14 protein-coding genes are annotated in these 14,689 nt (G+C 66.6%); 3 read left to right on the forward strand and 11 right to left on the reverse strand.

Annotation, left to right across the window (positions count from 1 at the left end; all coding sequences use genetic code 11):
* Positions 1-1,257 (forward strand): poly-beta-1,6-N-acetyl-D-glucosamine synthase, encoded by a 1,257-nt coding sequence (gene pgaC / locus N5C25_RS15375; protein WP_279937237.1) that lies wholly within the window; start codon positions 1-3, stop codon positions 1,255-1,257.
* A complete protein-coding gene (pgaD, locus tag N5C25_RS15380) occupies positions 1,254-1,724 on the forward strand; it encodes a poly-beta-1,6-N-acetyl-D-glucosamine biosynthesis protein PgaD (RefSeq protein ID WP_058979701.1) in 471 nt (156 codons plus the stop codon). The genes pgaC and pgaD overlap by 4 nt, the downstream gene beginning before the upstream one ends.
* 107 nt (positions 1,725-1,831) lie before the next feature.
* On the opposite strand, the gene N5C25_RS15385 is transcribed toward pgaD, so the two are convergent.
* The 11 genes from N5C25_RS15385 to N5C25_RS15435 form a co-directional block, all read right to left on the reverse strand.
* Positions 1,832-3,103: a glutamate-5-semialdehyde dehydrogenase gene (locus tag N5C25_RS15385; protein ID WP_058979698.1), complete on the reverse strand. Its 1,272-nt coding sequence runs from the start codon at positions 3,101-3,103 to the stop codon at positions 1,832-1,834.
* On the reverse strand, positions 3,100-4,257 hold the full coding sequence (gene proB, locus N5C25_RS15390; RefSeq protein WP_279937238.1) for a glutamate 5-kinase: 1,158 nt from the start codon (positions 4,255-4,257) through the stop codon (positions 3,100-3,102). The genes N5C25_RS15385 and proB overlap by 4 nt, the downstream gene beginning before the upstream one ends.
* A gap of 11 nt (positions 4,258-4,268) precedes the next feature.
* Positions 4,269-4,532, reverse strand: a complete 264-nt coding sequence (locus N5C25_RS15395; RefSeq protein ID WP_005414003.1) for a YciI family protein — start codon at positions 4,530-4,532, stop codon at positions 4,269-4,271.
* Complete coding sequence (argH, locus tag N5C25_RS15400; RefSeq protein WP_279937239.1) at positions 4,532-5,827, reverse strand: argininosuccinate lyase; 1,296 nt, start codon at positions 5,825-5,827, stop codon at positions 4,532-4,534. The genes N5C25_RS15395 and argH overlap by 1 nt, the downstream gene beginning before the upstream one ends.
* Before the next feature lie 20 nt (positions 5,828-5,847).
* Positions 5,848-6,801 (reverse strand): N-acetyl-gamma-glutamyl-phosphate reductase, encoded by a 954-nt coding sequence (gene argC / locus N5C25_RS15405; RefSeq protein WP_058979691.1) that lies wholly within the window; start codon positions 6,799-6,801, stop codon positions 5,848-5,850.
* The gene (locus N5C25_RS15410; protein ID WP_279937240.1) at positions 6,798-7,400 is read right to left on the reverse strand and encodes a GNAT family protein; all 603 of its coding nucleotides are present in this window, start codon (positions 7,398-7,400) and stop codon (positions 6,798-6,800) included. Before N5C25_RS15410 ends, argC begins: the two co-directional genes overlap by 4 nt.
* Before the next feature lie 3 nt (positions 7,401-7,403).
* Positions 7,404-8,732: an acetylglutamate kinase gene (locus tag N5C25_RS15415; RefSeq protein WP_019660499.1), complete on the reverse strand. Its 1,329-nt coding sequence runs from the start codon at positions 8,730-8,732 to the stop codon at positions 7,404-7,406.
* Between the two features lie 25 nt (positions 8,733-8,757).
* Complete coding sequence (locus tag N5C25_RS15420; RefSeq protein WP_251101898.1) at positions 8,758-9,846, reverse strand: acetylornithine deacetylase; 1,089 nt, start codon at positions 9,844-9,846, stop codon at positions 8,758-8,760.
* Between the two features lie 148 nt (positions 9,847-9,994).
* Positions 9,995-11,188, reverse strand: a complete 1,194-nt coding sequence (locus N5C25_RS15425; RefSeq protein WP_279937241.1) for an argininosuccinate synthase — start codon at positions 11,186-11,188, stop codon at positions 9,995-9,997.
* Between the two features lie 62 nt (positions 11,189-11,250).
* Positions 11,251-12,261: an N-acetylornithine carbamoyltransferase gene (locus tag N5C25_RS15430; protein ID WP_057493584.1), complete on the reverse strand. Its 1,011-nt coding sequence runs from the start codon at positions 12,259-12,261 to the stop codon at positions 11,251-11,253.
* Positions 12,262-12,580: 319 nt separating this feature from the next.
* Positions 12,581-13,144, reverse strand: a complete 564-nt coding sequence (locus N5C25_RS15435) for a hypothetical protein (protein WP_026347073.1) — start codon at positions 13,142-13,144, stop codon at positions 12,581-12,583.
* A gap of 187 nt (positions 13,145-13,331) precedes the next feature.
* Here N5C25_RS15435 and cysS point away from each other — a divergent pair.
* On the forward strand, positions 13,332-14,689 hold a 1,358-nt coding region (gene cysS / locus N5C25_RS15440; RefSeq protein WP_279937242.1), incomplete at its 3' end, for a cysteine--tRNA ligase.

Consider the following 14,689-nt stretch of genomic DNA (forward strand, 5'->3'; position numbering starts at 1 on the left):
ATGGACATGCATCCGCTGCTGCAGATCCTGTTCCAGTTCGCCTTCTACTACCCGATGGTGATGGCGTTCTTCTGGATGTCGGGCGGCCTGTATTACTACTTCCGGCGCGAACGCCATTCGCGCCCACGCAACGACCCGCCGCTGATGGTCGATCCACCGTTCGCGAGCCTGTTGATTCCCTGCCACAACGAGTCCGCGAACCTCGACGACACGCTCGGCGCGGCGCTGGCACAGCGCTATCCGGCCGACTACGAGGTGATCGCCATCGACGATGGCAGCAGTGATGACACCGGCGCCCGGCTCGACGTGCTGGCGGCGAAGCATCCGCGGCTGCGCGTGCTGCACCTGGACCGCAACCTGGGCAAGGCCAATGCGCTGCGCATGGGTGCACTCGCCGCGCGTTCGGAGTACCTGGTGTGCATCGACGGCGACGCGATGATGGAGGAGCACGCGCTGCACTGGATGATCTGGCACCTGGTGAGCGGCAACCGGGTCGGCGCGGTGACCGGCAATCCGCGCATCCGTAACCGCTCCACCCTGCTCGGACGCCTGCAGGTGGCCGAGTTCTCGTCGATCATCGGCATGATCAAGCGCGCGCAGCGGGTATACGGGCGCATCTTCACCATCTCCGGGGTAATCGCCGGCTTCCGCCGTACTGCCCTGCACCAGGTCGGCTGGTGGTCGGATGACATGGTGACCGAGGACATCGACATCAGCTGGCGCCTGCAGCGCGCGCACTGGGACATCCGCTACGAACCCAATGCGCTGTGCTTCATCCTGATGCCGGAAACGCTGAAGGGCCTGTGGCGGCAACGGCTGCGCTGGGCGCAGGGTGGCGTGGAAGTGATGCTGCGGCATGCGCGTTCACTGCTGCACTGGAAGGAGCGGCGCATGTGGGGCGTACTGCTGGAGTACGTGCTGAGCGTTATCTGGGCCTACACCATGTTGTTCATCGTGGTGCTGTGGGTGCTGGGCAAGCTCATCGACATGCCGCCGCAGCTGTACATCGCCAGCCTGCTGCCGCAATGGCATGGCGTGATTCTGGCCCTGGTCTGCCTGATGCAGTTCGCCAGCAGCCTGATCATCGACCGTCGTTACGAAACACAGATTGGACGCAACTACTTCTGGGTCATCTGGTACCCGATGGCGTACTGGCTGATCAGTCTTTCCACCACCTTGGTGGCGTTGCCGAAGACCCTGCTGCGCCGTCGCAGCAAGCGCGCCACCTGGACCAGTCCCGATCGGGGGATCCGATGAACGCACAACGCCCGTCCAACCGCTTCGACTCGCGGATGATCCGCAAGCCGCATCGCCAACCACGCTTCCAGCGCACCGCCTGGGGCTTCGTCACCCTCGCGTTCTGGGGGTTCTACTTCTACCTGTGGGCACCGTTGGTGACCCTGTTCTCGTGGCTGATCGGCGGCCAGCTGGCCTGGCAGCAGCTGTACCAACGGCAAAGCCAGTTCGATCTCTATGTGCTGGTGGCGCTGCCGCTGATGCTGCTGTGTGCCAGCGTGCTGCTGATCGGCTGGGCCGAGTACAACCGCGCGCGCTTCCGTGGCCACGAGCGACGCCTGCCGCGACCGCTGGCCAGCCTCAATGAAGTCGCGGCCGATCTGGGTGCCAGCACCGGCCTTGCCGAACGCCTGCTGGGCTGCAAGGCCGCCACGTTGCACATGGATGACCATGCGCGTCCAGTTGGCATCCGCCGCGAGGTGGTGTAGCCCGGCAACCCGGTGGTGCCGACCTCGGTCGGCGCTTGGGCCTGGTGGGTGCCGACCTTGGTCGGCACCGGGGTCTACCGCGAAGAGCATCCACGCATGGCGTGGATCTACTTGCGCGTCTGCCCTTCACCGCGCACGACAAATCGTTCGACGGTGAGTGCTTCCAGGCCCATTGGGCCGTACGCATGCAGGCGCGTGGTGGAAATGCCGATCTCGCTGCCCAGGCCCAGCTGGCCACCGTCGGAGAAGCGCGACGAGGCATTGACCATCACTACCGCCGAGCGCAGCGCGTTGACGAAGCGCTCGGCATGGCCGGCGTCTTCGGTGGCGATCACTTCGGTATGGTCGGAGGTATAGGCACGGATGTGCGCGATGGCCGCCTCGAGGTCATCAACCACGCGCACGGCCAGCACCAGGTCGAGGAACTCGGCAGCGTAGTCGTCTTCGCTGGCGGCGGTGCTGCCCGGCAGCAGCGGCTGCGCGTTCGTGTCGGCGCGCAGCTCCACGCCACGCTCACCGAGCGCCTGCGCCACGCGCGGCAGGAAGGCTTCGGCCACATCACGATGCACCAGCAGGGTTTCCAGCGAGTTGCACGCCGACGGACGGCTGCACTTGCCGTCCACCAGCAGATCGAGGGCCTTGCCGGGGTCGGCGCTGGCATCCACGAACAGGTGGCAGACACCCTTGTAGTGCTTGATCACCGGCACCCGCGCATGTTCGGCAACGAAGCGGATCAGGCCTTCGCCGCCGCGCGGAATCGCCAGATCGATCAGTTCATGCAGCTGCAGCAGTTCCAGCATCGCTTCGCGGCGCAGATCGGTCAGCACGGTCACCGCCGCCGGTGGCACGCCATTGGCCTTGAGCGCGCCTGCCAACGCCTGGGCGATGGCGGTGTTGGAATGGATCGCTTCGGAGCCACCGCGCAGGATCACGCCATTGCCGGCCTTCAGGCACAGCGCAGCCGCTTCGGCGGTCACGTTCGGGCGCGCCTCATAGATCATTGCGATCACACCCAGCGGCACGCGTACCTTCTGCACGCGGATGCCGTTTGGACGCACATCGTCGCGGGTAATCTGGCCGACGGGATCAGGCAGCGCGGCGACCTCACGCACGGCTTCGGCCATCGCGAACAGGCGTGCCGGGTCCAGCGCCAGGCGGTCGAGCATGGCGCTGCCAACGCCCTTGCCGCGCGCGGCGGCGAGGTCACGTGCATTACCGGCAAGGATCAGCCCGGCATTCACTTCCAGTGCCTGGGCCATTGCCAGCAGCAGCGTGTGGCGCGCCGCACTGTCGAGGCCGGCAACGATCTGGGCCGCGTCACGGCAGGCACGCGCCTGCGTTTCGATGTCGCTCATCGGGGAGTCCTTCAAACCGGTCATGGCAGCACCAGATCGTCGCGATGGACGACACTGCCACCGTAGTTGTAGCCCAGCACGGCCTCGATGTCGCGCGAATGGCGGCCGGCGATCCGGCGCACATCATCGGCCGCGTACTGGCTGACACCGCGCGCCACGCAGACGCGGCCCTGTGGCGCGTTCCAGCACACCTGCACCATGTCGCCACGGCGGAACATGCCCTCCGCGCCGGTGATGCCGCCGGGCAGCAGCGAGGCGCCCTTCTCGCGCATCGCCTGCGCTGCGCCGGCATCGATCACGATCGCACCCTCGACCAGCGGCGCGTGCCGCAGCCAGTGCTTGCGGGCCGCCTCACGGCTGCGCGCGGCGTGGATACGGGTACCGAACAGGCGGTCCTGCGCCAGCGCGCGTACCACGTCACCGCTGCGGCCATTGAACAGATAGGTTTCGATGCCGAGACGACCCGCCTTCGCTGCCGCTTCCAGTTTGGTCCGCATGCCGCCGGTACCGGCGCGCGAGCCGGCGCCGCCGGCCATCGCCAGCACCTCGTCACTCAGTTCCGGCACGTCGTGCAACGGCCGCGCATCGGCCACGGTGCGCGGGTCGGCGCTGTACAGGCCGTCGATGTCAGTGGCGATGAGCAGCGCATCGGCATCAACCAGCGCCGCCACCGTCGCCGCCAGGTTGTCGTTGTCGCCAAGCTTGAGCTCGTCCACCGACACGGTGTCGTTCTCGTTGACCACCGGCAATGCTCCCAGCCGCAGCAGTTCGTTGAGCGTAGCGCGGGCGTTGAGGTAGCGGCGGCGGTTGCGCAGGTCGTCATGGGTCAGCAGCACCTGCGCCACCGGGCGCTCGAAGAAGCGCTGCCAGAGCCCGATCAGCTGGGCCTGGCCGAGCGCAGCCAGCGCCTGCCGCGCCGCCATCGCCGCGCCAGGCTCATCGGCCCGCGGCAGGATCGCGCGCCCGGCAGCGACCGCGCCGGACGACACGATCACCACCTCGCGCCCGGCCAGGACATTGGCCGAGACGAACTGCGCCAGGCCCAGCGCGTGGCGTGGTGACAGGCCGCCGCCATCGGCAGCCAGCAGGCTGCTGCCGACCTTCAGCACCGCACGCCGCCATGGCGGCAGCGCTTGTTCGGGGAACGGCGAGGCGACGTTGGCAGCGTGCTGGATCATCGGTCAGTGTCTCAGCGGGTGTTCCATTCGTGCACGGTCAGCTCGGAGGCCTGCATCGTCACCAGCGGATCGGTGGCGACGATGGCCTGCGCCTGCGCCAGGCTGTCCACGTTGCACAGCACATAGGCGCCACCACTGCCGTCGGCGAAACCACCAGTCAGCTGCAGCTTGCCCTGCGCCTGCAACGCATCGAGGAAATCGCGGTGCGGCTGCACCGCTGCATCGTTGAAGTCCGGCCGGCGCATCGCCATCACCAGGTAGACAGTGCCCGCCATCAGGACAGCGCCTGCCAGCGCGCGCGCAGTTCGTCCAGGCGCAGGTCGGCGGCCGAACCCGGCGACACGCGCGCGGCGAGGCTGCCTTCCGGCGTGCGTCCCTGCCCTGCACTGTCGGCACCGGCCGCAGCGGCCTTGTAGGCCTCACGGAACGGCACGCCGGCCACGGCCGCTTCCACCGCCACGTCGGTGGCATACATGCCCGAATCGATGGCCGCACGCAGCTTGTCGTCACGCCATTCCAGGTTGGCCAGCAGCGCCGGCAGCAGCTCCAGCGCGGCCAGGCCACGGCCGAAGCCGTGGAAGATGGCCCCCTTGGACGACTGCAGGTCGCGGTGGTAGCCCGACGGCAGCGACAGCAGCTGCTCGATCTCGGTACGCGCTGCGGCGACGCTGGCGTGGGTCGCACGCATCAGCTCGATCACGTCCGGGTTGCGCTTGTTGGGCATGATCGAACTGCCGGTGGTGTACTGCGCCGGCAGCGCGACGAAGCCGAACTCGGCGCTGGTGAACAGCGACAGGTCCCAGGCGATGCGGCGCAGATCCAGCGTGGCACCACCGAGCGCTTCCAGCGCGGCCAGCTCGAACTTGCCACGCGACAGCTGCGCGTAGATAGGCGAGATCTGCATGCGCGCAAAACCGAGCGCGGCCGTGGTGTGCTCGCGGTCCAGCGGCAGGTTCACGCCGTAGCCGGCAGCCGTGCCGAGCGGATTGGCATCGACCAGCGCATGGGTGTCACGCGCGCGGATGGCATTGTCGATGAAGGCCTCGGCCCAGCCCGCCCACCACATGCCGGCCGAGGACACCACGGCGCGCTGGATGTGGGTGTAGCCGGGAATCGGCAGGTCCTTCTCGGCCTGTGCGCGCTCCAGCGCGACCTTGGCCACTTCGGCGCTGAGCTGTGCCACGCGCTGCAGCTTCTCCTTCAGCCAGAGGCGGGTGGCGACCAGGATCTGGTCGTTGCGGCTGCGGCCGGTGTGGATCTTGCGGCCGGCATCGCCGAGGCGTTCGGTCAGGCGCGCTTCGACCGCCGAGTGACCATCCTCATACTGGGTATCGAGCACGAAGCGGCCTTCGCGGAAGTCCTGCGCCAGCACCTCCAGTTCGCGCAGCAGGCCGTCCAGCTCGTCGGCACTGAGGATGCCGATGTGCTGCAGGCCTTGTGCATGTGCGGCGCTGGCAGCGATGTCATGCAGGAAGAACTCGCGGTCGAGGATCACGTCGTCGCCGGCGAGGAAGGTCTGGATCTGGGCGTCGACGGCGACGCCGGGCTTCTGCCAAAGAAGGTCTGCCATGGGGGCTCCGGAATGCGTATTCAGTGCGGGATCGACGTCAGTTCGTCGATGCCAAGCGCGAGGTTGAGGTTCTGCATGGCCTGGGTGGCCGCGCCCTTCAGCAGGTTGTCCAGGGTCGCCACCACCACGACCCGCTTGCCGCCCGGGGCCAGGGTGAAGCCACCGACCTGGGCACCGTGGCGACCGGCAATGCGGCTGACCCAAGGCGCTTCATCCACCACGTCGATCAGGGGTTCGCCGGCATAGGCCTGCTGGAAGCGCTCGACGATCTGCTCGCGGGTCTGCACCCGGTTCAGCCACAGATTGGCGGTGAGCGTGATGCCTCGGAAATGCGGCGCGACGTGCGGCATGAATTCGACCGCCACGCCCAGCTGCACGGACACTTCGCGCTCGTGCACGTGGTTGGTCAGCGCGTAGGGCATCAGGTTGCCGGCCAGCAGTTCGACGTTGTTCTTGTCCGACGGCGTAGTACCGGCACCGGAGTAACCGGACACACCGAAGCACTGGGGCGGACCCGCCAGCAGGTCCAGCAGCGGATGCACCGCCAGCTGCATCGCGGTGGCATAGCAGCCCGGATTGCTGATGTGCTTCTGGCCGTTGTAGCGGCCACGGGTCAGCTCCGGCAGGCCGTAGTACCAGCTGTTGTCGAAGCGGTAGTCGGCCGAGAGGTCGACGATGACGGTGTCCGCCTTCGCCGCCTCCAGCGCGGCCACGAACGGCGCGGCCAGGCCGTTGGGCAGGGCCAGGATAACCGCATCCACGCCCTTGGCCGCCACCGCGTCGGCGTCCAGGTTTTCGTACTGCAGCTCGCCCAGGAATTCAGGGTGGTGGTCGGACAGGCGCTGCCCGGCGCGCTCGCGCGAGGAGACGAAAGCCAGTTCCAGCCGCGGATGGGCGGCCACCAGCTTGATCAGCTCGGCGCCGGTATGGCCGCGGGCACCGACGATGCCCAGGGTGAAAGTCGAATCGTTCATGCGTGACTGTCCAGGCGGTACTGCAGGTGGCGCTTCACGCCCTGCCATTCCGCATCGATGATGGAGAAGATGACGGTATCGCGCGGCGTGCCGTCGGCATGCCGCTTGTGGTTGCGCAGCACGCCATCCTGCTTGGCGCCGAGGCGGGCGATGGCAGTGCGCGAGGTGGCGTTGAACCAGCTGGTTTCCAGCACCACGCTGATGCAGCCCAGCGTTTCGAAGGCGTGCTGCAGCAGCAACAGCTTGGCTTCGGTGTTGGCACCGGTGCGCTGCACGCGTGGTGTGTACCAGGTGTAGCCGAGGCTGAGCCTGGGCACACCGGCATCCATGTCGTAGAAGCGCGTGCTGCCGATGATGTCACCCGCCGCATCACGGATCACGAACGGCAGCACCTTGCCTTCGCTCTGGGCCTGCAACGCGGCCTGCACATAGGCCTCGGCCTGTTCCGGCGATGGCACCTGCGTGTACCAGAGCTGGTCCAGGCCGCTGCCTTCAAGCGCATCGCGCAGGCCGGGCACGTGCTCCATCTGCAGCGGCTGCAGGGTTACGTGCTGGCCGCGCAGGGTAGGAACCGTGTTCCAGGCATCGAAGTTGCTCATTGCTCAGCCCTGCAGGCTCGGGGTGCGCTGCGCGCAATGATCGACATAGGTCTTGATCCGGTCGATGCCATCGGCACCGAACCAGAATACCTTCCACTGATCCTGCTTGTAGCAGCCATCGGACTCGGCGTAGTAGAAGTGATTGATCGGGTTGCCATGGCGCGAGCGCCAGAACAGCTGCGGCGTTTCTTCCAGCATCACGTTCCAGACCGCACGGCCGAGGCCTTCGCCCTGTGCGTCGTCGAGCACGGCGAACTTGTCCAGGTACACGCCTTCGGCCTCGTCGGTGAGGATCACCGCGGTGCGGTAGTTCTCGCTGACGTAGGCGCGCAGCAGCCTGGTCTTCTGGAAATAGTCCGGCACCAGGGTGCGGCCGAAGCTGGATTCGATCAGGCCCTTCAGGCGCGGCAGGTCCAGTTCGTTCCAGGCGGTGGCGCGCAGCACCTTCTCGCCCTTGCGCACCAGCGTGCCCGAGCCCTTGTGGGTGAACAGTTCCTTGGCCAGGTCGGCCGGGCGGGTGATCGACACCGACGATTCCAGCGGCAGGCGGTCGAGCAGATCCTTGATCTGTTCGATCTTCACCTTCATGCCGCCGTGGATCCACGGCTGCGCGATCAGGTGGTCGTACTCGGTGGACAGGTTGATCGAATCGATCACGTTGCCCGCCTCGTCCAGCAGGCCGCCGGTGCCGGTCAGGAAGATGATCTTGTACGGCTGCAGTTCCTGCACCAGCTCGTTGGCGGCAAAGTCGGCGTTGACGTTGAGGATCTGGCCGCCGGCGGTCTCACCCAGGCTGGTGATGACCGGGATCGAGCCGGCGCGCAGGCTGGCCTCGATCGGTGCCAGGTTGACCTTCTTCACCTCGCCGACCAGGCCGTAGGTATCCACATCCAGGTACTCGGCTTCGAACACGCCGCCGGTGATCGAGGTGGCGCGCGCGCCGTTCTGCTGCAGCGCCTCGACCAGCCGCAGGTTGGACTGCTGGAACACCCGGCGCACGATCGCCAGTGCTTCCGGCGAAGTCACGCGCAGGCCGTTCACGGTCTGCTTGTCGATGCCGGCCGCCGACAGCTCGGCATCCAGCTGCGGGCCGGCGCCGTGCAGCACGATCGGGGTCAGCCCGACTTCCTGCAGGAACGACAGCGAAGAGGTCAGCGCGTCGAGATCGTCGCGCAGCACCGCGCCGCCGACCTTGACCACGGCGAAGCGCTTGGCATCCAGCTGCGAAAAGCGCTTGAGGTACTGGCTGATCTCCTTCGCGCTGGCCATGCTGGAAAGCAGGCGCACGATGGTCTGGCGGGTCTGGCGGTGGGGCTGGAGGGCAGGAGACATTTCGGTTTCGTCGGAAAGGGAAGAATCAGGCGCCGGCGGCGATGATGCGGTGCACGGCGTCGGTGTAGCGCTGCAGCTGCTCCAGCGTCACGAACTCGTCGGCGGTGTGGGCCTGGGCGATGTCGCCCGGGCCGAACACCAGCGTGGTGTAGCCACCGGCCGAGAACAGCGAGGCCTCGGTCCAGAAGTCCACCGCGTTGCCGATCGGCAGGTCCAGCGCATCGGCCACGTCGCGCGCCAGCAGGCGGCGGTTCTCGGCTTCGGCGATGTCACCGGCCGGCAGGCTGGGGCCACGGAAGGTTTCGGTGAACAGTGCCGCCTGCGGCTCGGCGAAGCCGGCAAAGGTCGCCAGCAACGCATCGATATCCATCGACGGCAGCGGACGGAAACCGAAGCGCACTTCGGCAGCGGGCGCGATCATGTTGGCCTTGATGCCACCTTCGACGCGACCGATGTTGAAGCGCAGGCCGGTCAGCCCGCCGAAGCGCGCCGACGCCAGCGATTCCACGTGATCCAGCGCGCGGTTGCCCCAGCGCATGGCCTGATGCAGCGCGCTGGCGGCTGCATCCTGCTTGCCCGAGGCATGCCCCGCGCGGCCAGCGAACTGCATCAGCACCGAGCTGATGCCACGGTGCGCCAGCACCGCTTCGCTCATGGTCGGCTCGGCCACCAGCACCGCTTCATACGGCAGGCCACGGGCCAGGAACGCGGCGATGCAGCGCGGATCGTTGGCTTCTTCATCGCTGGAGAACAGGAAGGCCGCGTCACCGTCGCTGGCATTGGCTGCGGCCACCAGTGCGGCGGCCGCGCCCTTGATGTCACACACGCCCAGACCGACCACGCGGTCGTCCAGGCGGCGCATCACGTGCGGGTCGGCGCTCCAGTGGGGCGAATCGGGCACGGTATCAAGATGTACGTTGAACAGGTACTTCGGCGTCCCGCGCACGGCGTACAGGCTGACCGCACCGGCGCCGTGGTCGATCACCTCGACGTTGAAGCCGGGCAGGTTCGCGCGCAGGTAATCGAAGATGCCACCGGTGGTGATCGCGCGCGGCGGGTTGCGGGTGTCGAAGGACACCAGGACCTGCAGGTGATCGAGCGTCTGTTCAAGCATGAAACAAAGATCCTGTGGAATTCCGCCGGGCATGGCCCGGCGCTACCGTGATGCGTCTGGTGGAGAGCCCCCTTCTTGTTGAAGGGGGCGCGCCAACGGCGCAGGGTTAAGGTGGAATGCGCGGGAGACGCGCGCGCAATTCAATCGCTCAGCGATTGACTTGCGCGTAAAGCGTCGAGCTCATACCGAACAGCTTGATGAAGCCTTCAGCCTCCTCCACGCCCCAGTCGGCCGACTGCGCGTAGGTGGCACCGTTGGTGTTGAGCAGGTGCGGCGACTTCACGGCCACCGCATCGACGCGGCCACCACGGGTTTCCAGCACCACTTCACCGTTGACCTTGGCCTGCGAGGACTTCAGGAAGGCTTCGATGTCGGTCTTCAGCGGGTCGTGGTAGAAGCCTTCGTACACCAGCTCCACCCACTTGCGCGCCACGTCCGGCTTGAAGCGGTTCTGCTGCTTGGTCAGCACGGCATCCTCCAGCGCGCGGTGCGCGGCCAGCAGCGAAACCAGGCCCGGGGCCTCGAACACGATGCGGCCCTTCAGGCCGATCACGGTGTCGCCGGTGTAGACGCCGCGACCCACGCCATACGGGGCGAACAGCTTGTTGAGCTGGGCCAGGATCTGGTCGCCCGGCAGCGCCTTGCCGTTCAGTTCAACCGCTTCGCCTTCAATGAACTTCAGGGTGACGGTCAGCGCTTGTTCCGGCCATTCGCTGCGCGGCGAGCACCAGCCACGCGCACCTTCGCCCGGGGCTTCCCAACGGTCGATCTCGCCACCGGACATGGTCACGCCCAGCAGGTTCTCGTTGATGGTGTAGGCCTGCTGCTTGGCGCGCACGCCGAAGCCGCGCTCTTCCAGGTATTTCTGCTCGTAGGCACGGGTCTGGGTGTGTTCCTTCTGGATCTCGCGGATCGGCGCGATGATCTGGTAGTCACCCAGCGCCTTCACGGCCAGGTCGAAGCGGACCTGGTCATTGCCCATGCCGGTGCAGCCGTGGGCAATGATGTTGGTGCCCAGTTCGGCGGCACGCTTCAGCGCGGCATCCACGATCAGGTAGCGGTCCGACACCAGCAGCGGGTACTGGCCCTGGTAGCCTTCGCCGGCCCACACGAACGGCTTGACGAAGCCTTCCCAGATCGCCGGGCCACCGTTCACAGTGACATGGCTGGTCACGCCCAGCTCGGCGGCACGCTTCTCGATGAAATCGCGCTCTTCATCATCCACGCCGCCGGTGTCGGCGAACACGGTGTGCACGTTGTAACCACGCTCCTGCAGGTAGGGCACGCAGAAGCTGGTATCCAAGCCGCCGGAGAAGGCGAGAACGACGTCTTTATTGCTCATGGGGAGGGTATGTCCTGGTAGCGCCGGGCCGTGCCCGGCGGAAATGATTGAATCGGAAAAAATCAGCGCCCGGCAACCGCGGCCATGATCGCCTTCTGCACGTGCAGGCGGTTCTCGGCTTCGTTGATGGCGATGCACTGCGGCGAATCCATCACCGCATCGGTGGCCTTCACGTTGCGACGCAGCGGCAGGCAGTGGCTGAACACACCGTTGTTGGTCAGCGCCATCTTGCGTTCGTCGACGATGAAGTGCTTGAACTGGTCGCGGATCGGCTTTTCCGGTTCCCAGTTGCCGAAGAATGGCAGCGCTCCCCAGCTCTTGGCGTAAACCACGTCGGCGCCGGCGTAGGCGCTGTCGATATCATGGCTGATCTTCAGCGAACCACCGCTCTCGGCCACGTTCTGCTCGGCCCAGCCCATGTAGCGCTCGTCGAGGATGTAGTCGGCGGTCGGGCAAAGCAGTGTCACGTCCATGCCCATGCGGGTGGCGATGGTCAGCGCCGAGTTGGCCACGGCGGTGTTGAGCGGCTTGGGGTGGTAGGTCCAGGTCAGCACGTACTTCTTGCCACGCAGGTCCTGGGTGCCGAAGTGCTCCTGCAGCGCCATGATGTGGGCCAGCTCCTGGCACGGGTGGGTGATGGTCTCCATGTTGATGACCGGCACCGGCGAATACCTGGCGAAGCTGTTGAGGACGATGTCCTGGCGGTCGTACGCCCAGTCTTGGAACTTCGGGAACGCACGCACGGCGATGATGTCGCAGTAACGGCCCAGCACCTTGGCCACTTCCGCGATGTGTTCCTCGGTATCGCCGTCCATCACCGTGCCGAGGTTGAACTCGATCGGCCACGCATCCTTGCCCGGCTGCAGCACCACCGCATGGGCGCCGAGCTGGAACGCGCCCAGTTCGAAGCTGGTACGGGTGCGCATGGACGGGTTGAAGAACACCAGCGCGATCGACTTGCCCTTGAGCTGGTCGCCGAGCTTGTTGCGCTTGAACAGCGCGGCCTGGGTCAGCAATGCGTCGAGATCGCTGCGGCTCCAGTCCTGGGTGTTCAGGAAGTGCTTGGGGGACATCTTCTTTCCTTGCGTGGCGGCGCCGAGTTCGACGCGGTGGAAGGGAAAACAGGAAGCAAAGGTGAAACGAAAAGGTTGCAGTTGCAGCTTTCAGAACGCGGAAACGAAAAAACCCAGCCGGCGGGCTGGGTTTTTTTTCGGACGAACAGCAAAAAGCTCCGGTTACCCAGCGAGAATGTGGGGTTCCGGTCGACGCGCACGCGAGGTCATGCCCGACGCCTGTCGGGCTGCGCTGCTGTCGTGCTGGAAGTCGGTGAGCTTCATGGCCGAATATCTTTGCATGCGGCCGTGACCGGCGCAAGGGGCCGGGGTCGCAGAATCAGGGATTGCCGGCGGCGCCCTGCTCAGGACCGACCCAGGGGGTGATCGACACCCGGATCTTGAGCCGGTTGCCCGGGTCTTCCGGCAGCCGCGACCGATACTTGGTGCCCTTGTAGACGTAGTCCACGTCGTAGGCGATGGGCCGGCGGAATTCACGCCCCACCGGCACGATGCGGCAGTCACGGGTCAGCATCGGGCCATTGTTGGCAGGCGCCGGGGCCGGCGTTTCGGGGCCGGCCTCTTCGGAGGGCTCCTCGTCGCTGCGCTTGAATATCGAGCGCACCGAGTCCCAGAAACGGCTGATCCGGCCCTTGTCCTCGACCGGCTCCTCGCCGGTCACGTTGACCGGGGCCAGGGTGCGGGTCGACACCGGCTCGCAATGCTCCTCGGTACGGGTCGCGCGCAGGGTCTGGAATACCGGCTCGACGTTCAGTACCTGGGCGTAGTCGAACTTCACGTTCTCCACGATCACCACCCGGTTGCGGGGCTCGGCCTCCTGCGCCAGCACCACGGCGGGCAGCGCCGACAGGCAGGCCAGGGTCAGCAATGCGGTGGATTTCAGTGGCGACGGGAGCAAGGACACGGCGATAGTGTAGGCAGTGGCGAGCGCAAGGGGCTGAACATTACCCGTCCACGCCGCTCCTGCCCACCCCACCCTGGCTCCCTCTGGCGTCCACCGGTGGCAACCAGCGCCCCCAAAGGGAGCGACACGTTCTAAAATCACAGACTTGTCCCCCAGCCACAGCCCCATGACCCTGCGCCTGCACAACAACCTGACTCGCCAGCTCGAACCGTTCACCCCGCTCGACCCGGCCTGTCCGACCCTGTATGTGTGCGGCCCCACGGTCTACAACTACGTGCACATCGGCAACGCCCGTGGCCCGGTGGTGTTCGGGGTGCTGGCCGACCTGCTGCGGCGGCGTTTCGGCGCACTGCGCTACGCCCGCAACATCACCGACGTGGACGACAAGATCAACACCGCCGCGCGCGAGCAGGGGGTGCCGATCAGCACCATCACCGACAGGTTCGCCGCCGCCTACCGTGAAGACATGGCCGCGCTGGGCGTGGTGCCGCCTGACATCGAACCGGAAGTGACCGCGCACATGCCGCAGATCATCACCATGATCGAGCAGTTGATAGCCAGTGGTCATGCCTATGCCGCCGAAGGCCACGTGCTGTTTGCGGTGGCCAGCTTTGAAGGCTACGGCAAGCTCTCGCGCCGTGATCCGGAAGAGATGCTGGCTGGCGCCCGCGTCGATGTCGCCCCCTACAAGCGTGATCCGGGCGATTTCGTGCTGTGGAAGCCATCCAGCGACGACCTGCCCGGCTGGGAATCGCCCTGGGGCCGTGGCCGCCCGGGCTGGCACATCGAATGCTCGGCGATGGCCGCCGCCCATCTGGGCGAGACCATCGACATCCATGCCGGCGGCGTCGACCTGCAGTTCCCGCACCATGAAAACGAGATCGCGCAGAGCGAATGCGCGCATGGCGGCAGGATCTTTGCCCGCTACTGGCTGCACAACGGCATGCTCAACTTCGGCGGCGCCAAGATGAGCAAGTCGCTGGGCAACATCGAGCGCGTGCATGACCTGGTTCGCCAGCATCCGCCGGAGGCACTGCGCCTGGCCCTGCTGTCGGCCCACTACCGTCAACCGCTGGACTGGTCCGATGGCCTGATCGAGCAGTCGGTGCGCACCCTGGACCGCCTGTACGGCACGCTGCGCGAGCTGGCGTCGATCGAAGCCAGCGCGGTGATCCCGGCCAGCGTCGAGGCGACCCTGGATGACGACCTGAACACCCCGCAGGCGCTGGCCGAAGTGGCCCGCATCGCGGCCGAGGCGCGTCGTGCCACGGACCCGGCCGAACAGTCGCGCCTGAAGGCCGAGCTGCTCGGTGCCGGCCTGGCGCTGGGCCTTCTGCAGGCCGATCCGGCGCAGTGGTTTGGTACCGCTGCGGGCGCTGACGGCGACGATGCCCGTATCCAGGGCCTGATCGACGAGCGCGCTGCGGCCAAGAAGGCGCGCGACTTCGCCCGTTCCGATGCCATCCGCGACCAGTTGGCCGCCGAAGGCATCGTGCTGGAAGACACCCCGCAGGGCGTGCGCTG

The organism is Stenotrophomonas sp. GD03958 (genome assembly GCF_029839005.1).
Lineage (GTDB): Bacteria > Pseudomonadota > Gammaproteobacteria > Xanthomonadales > Xanthomonadaceae > Stenotrophomonas > Stenotrophomonas hibiscicola.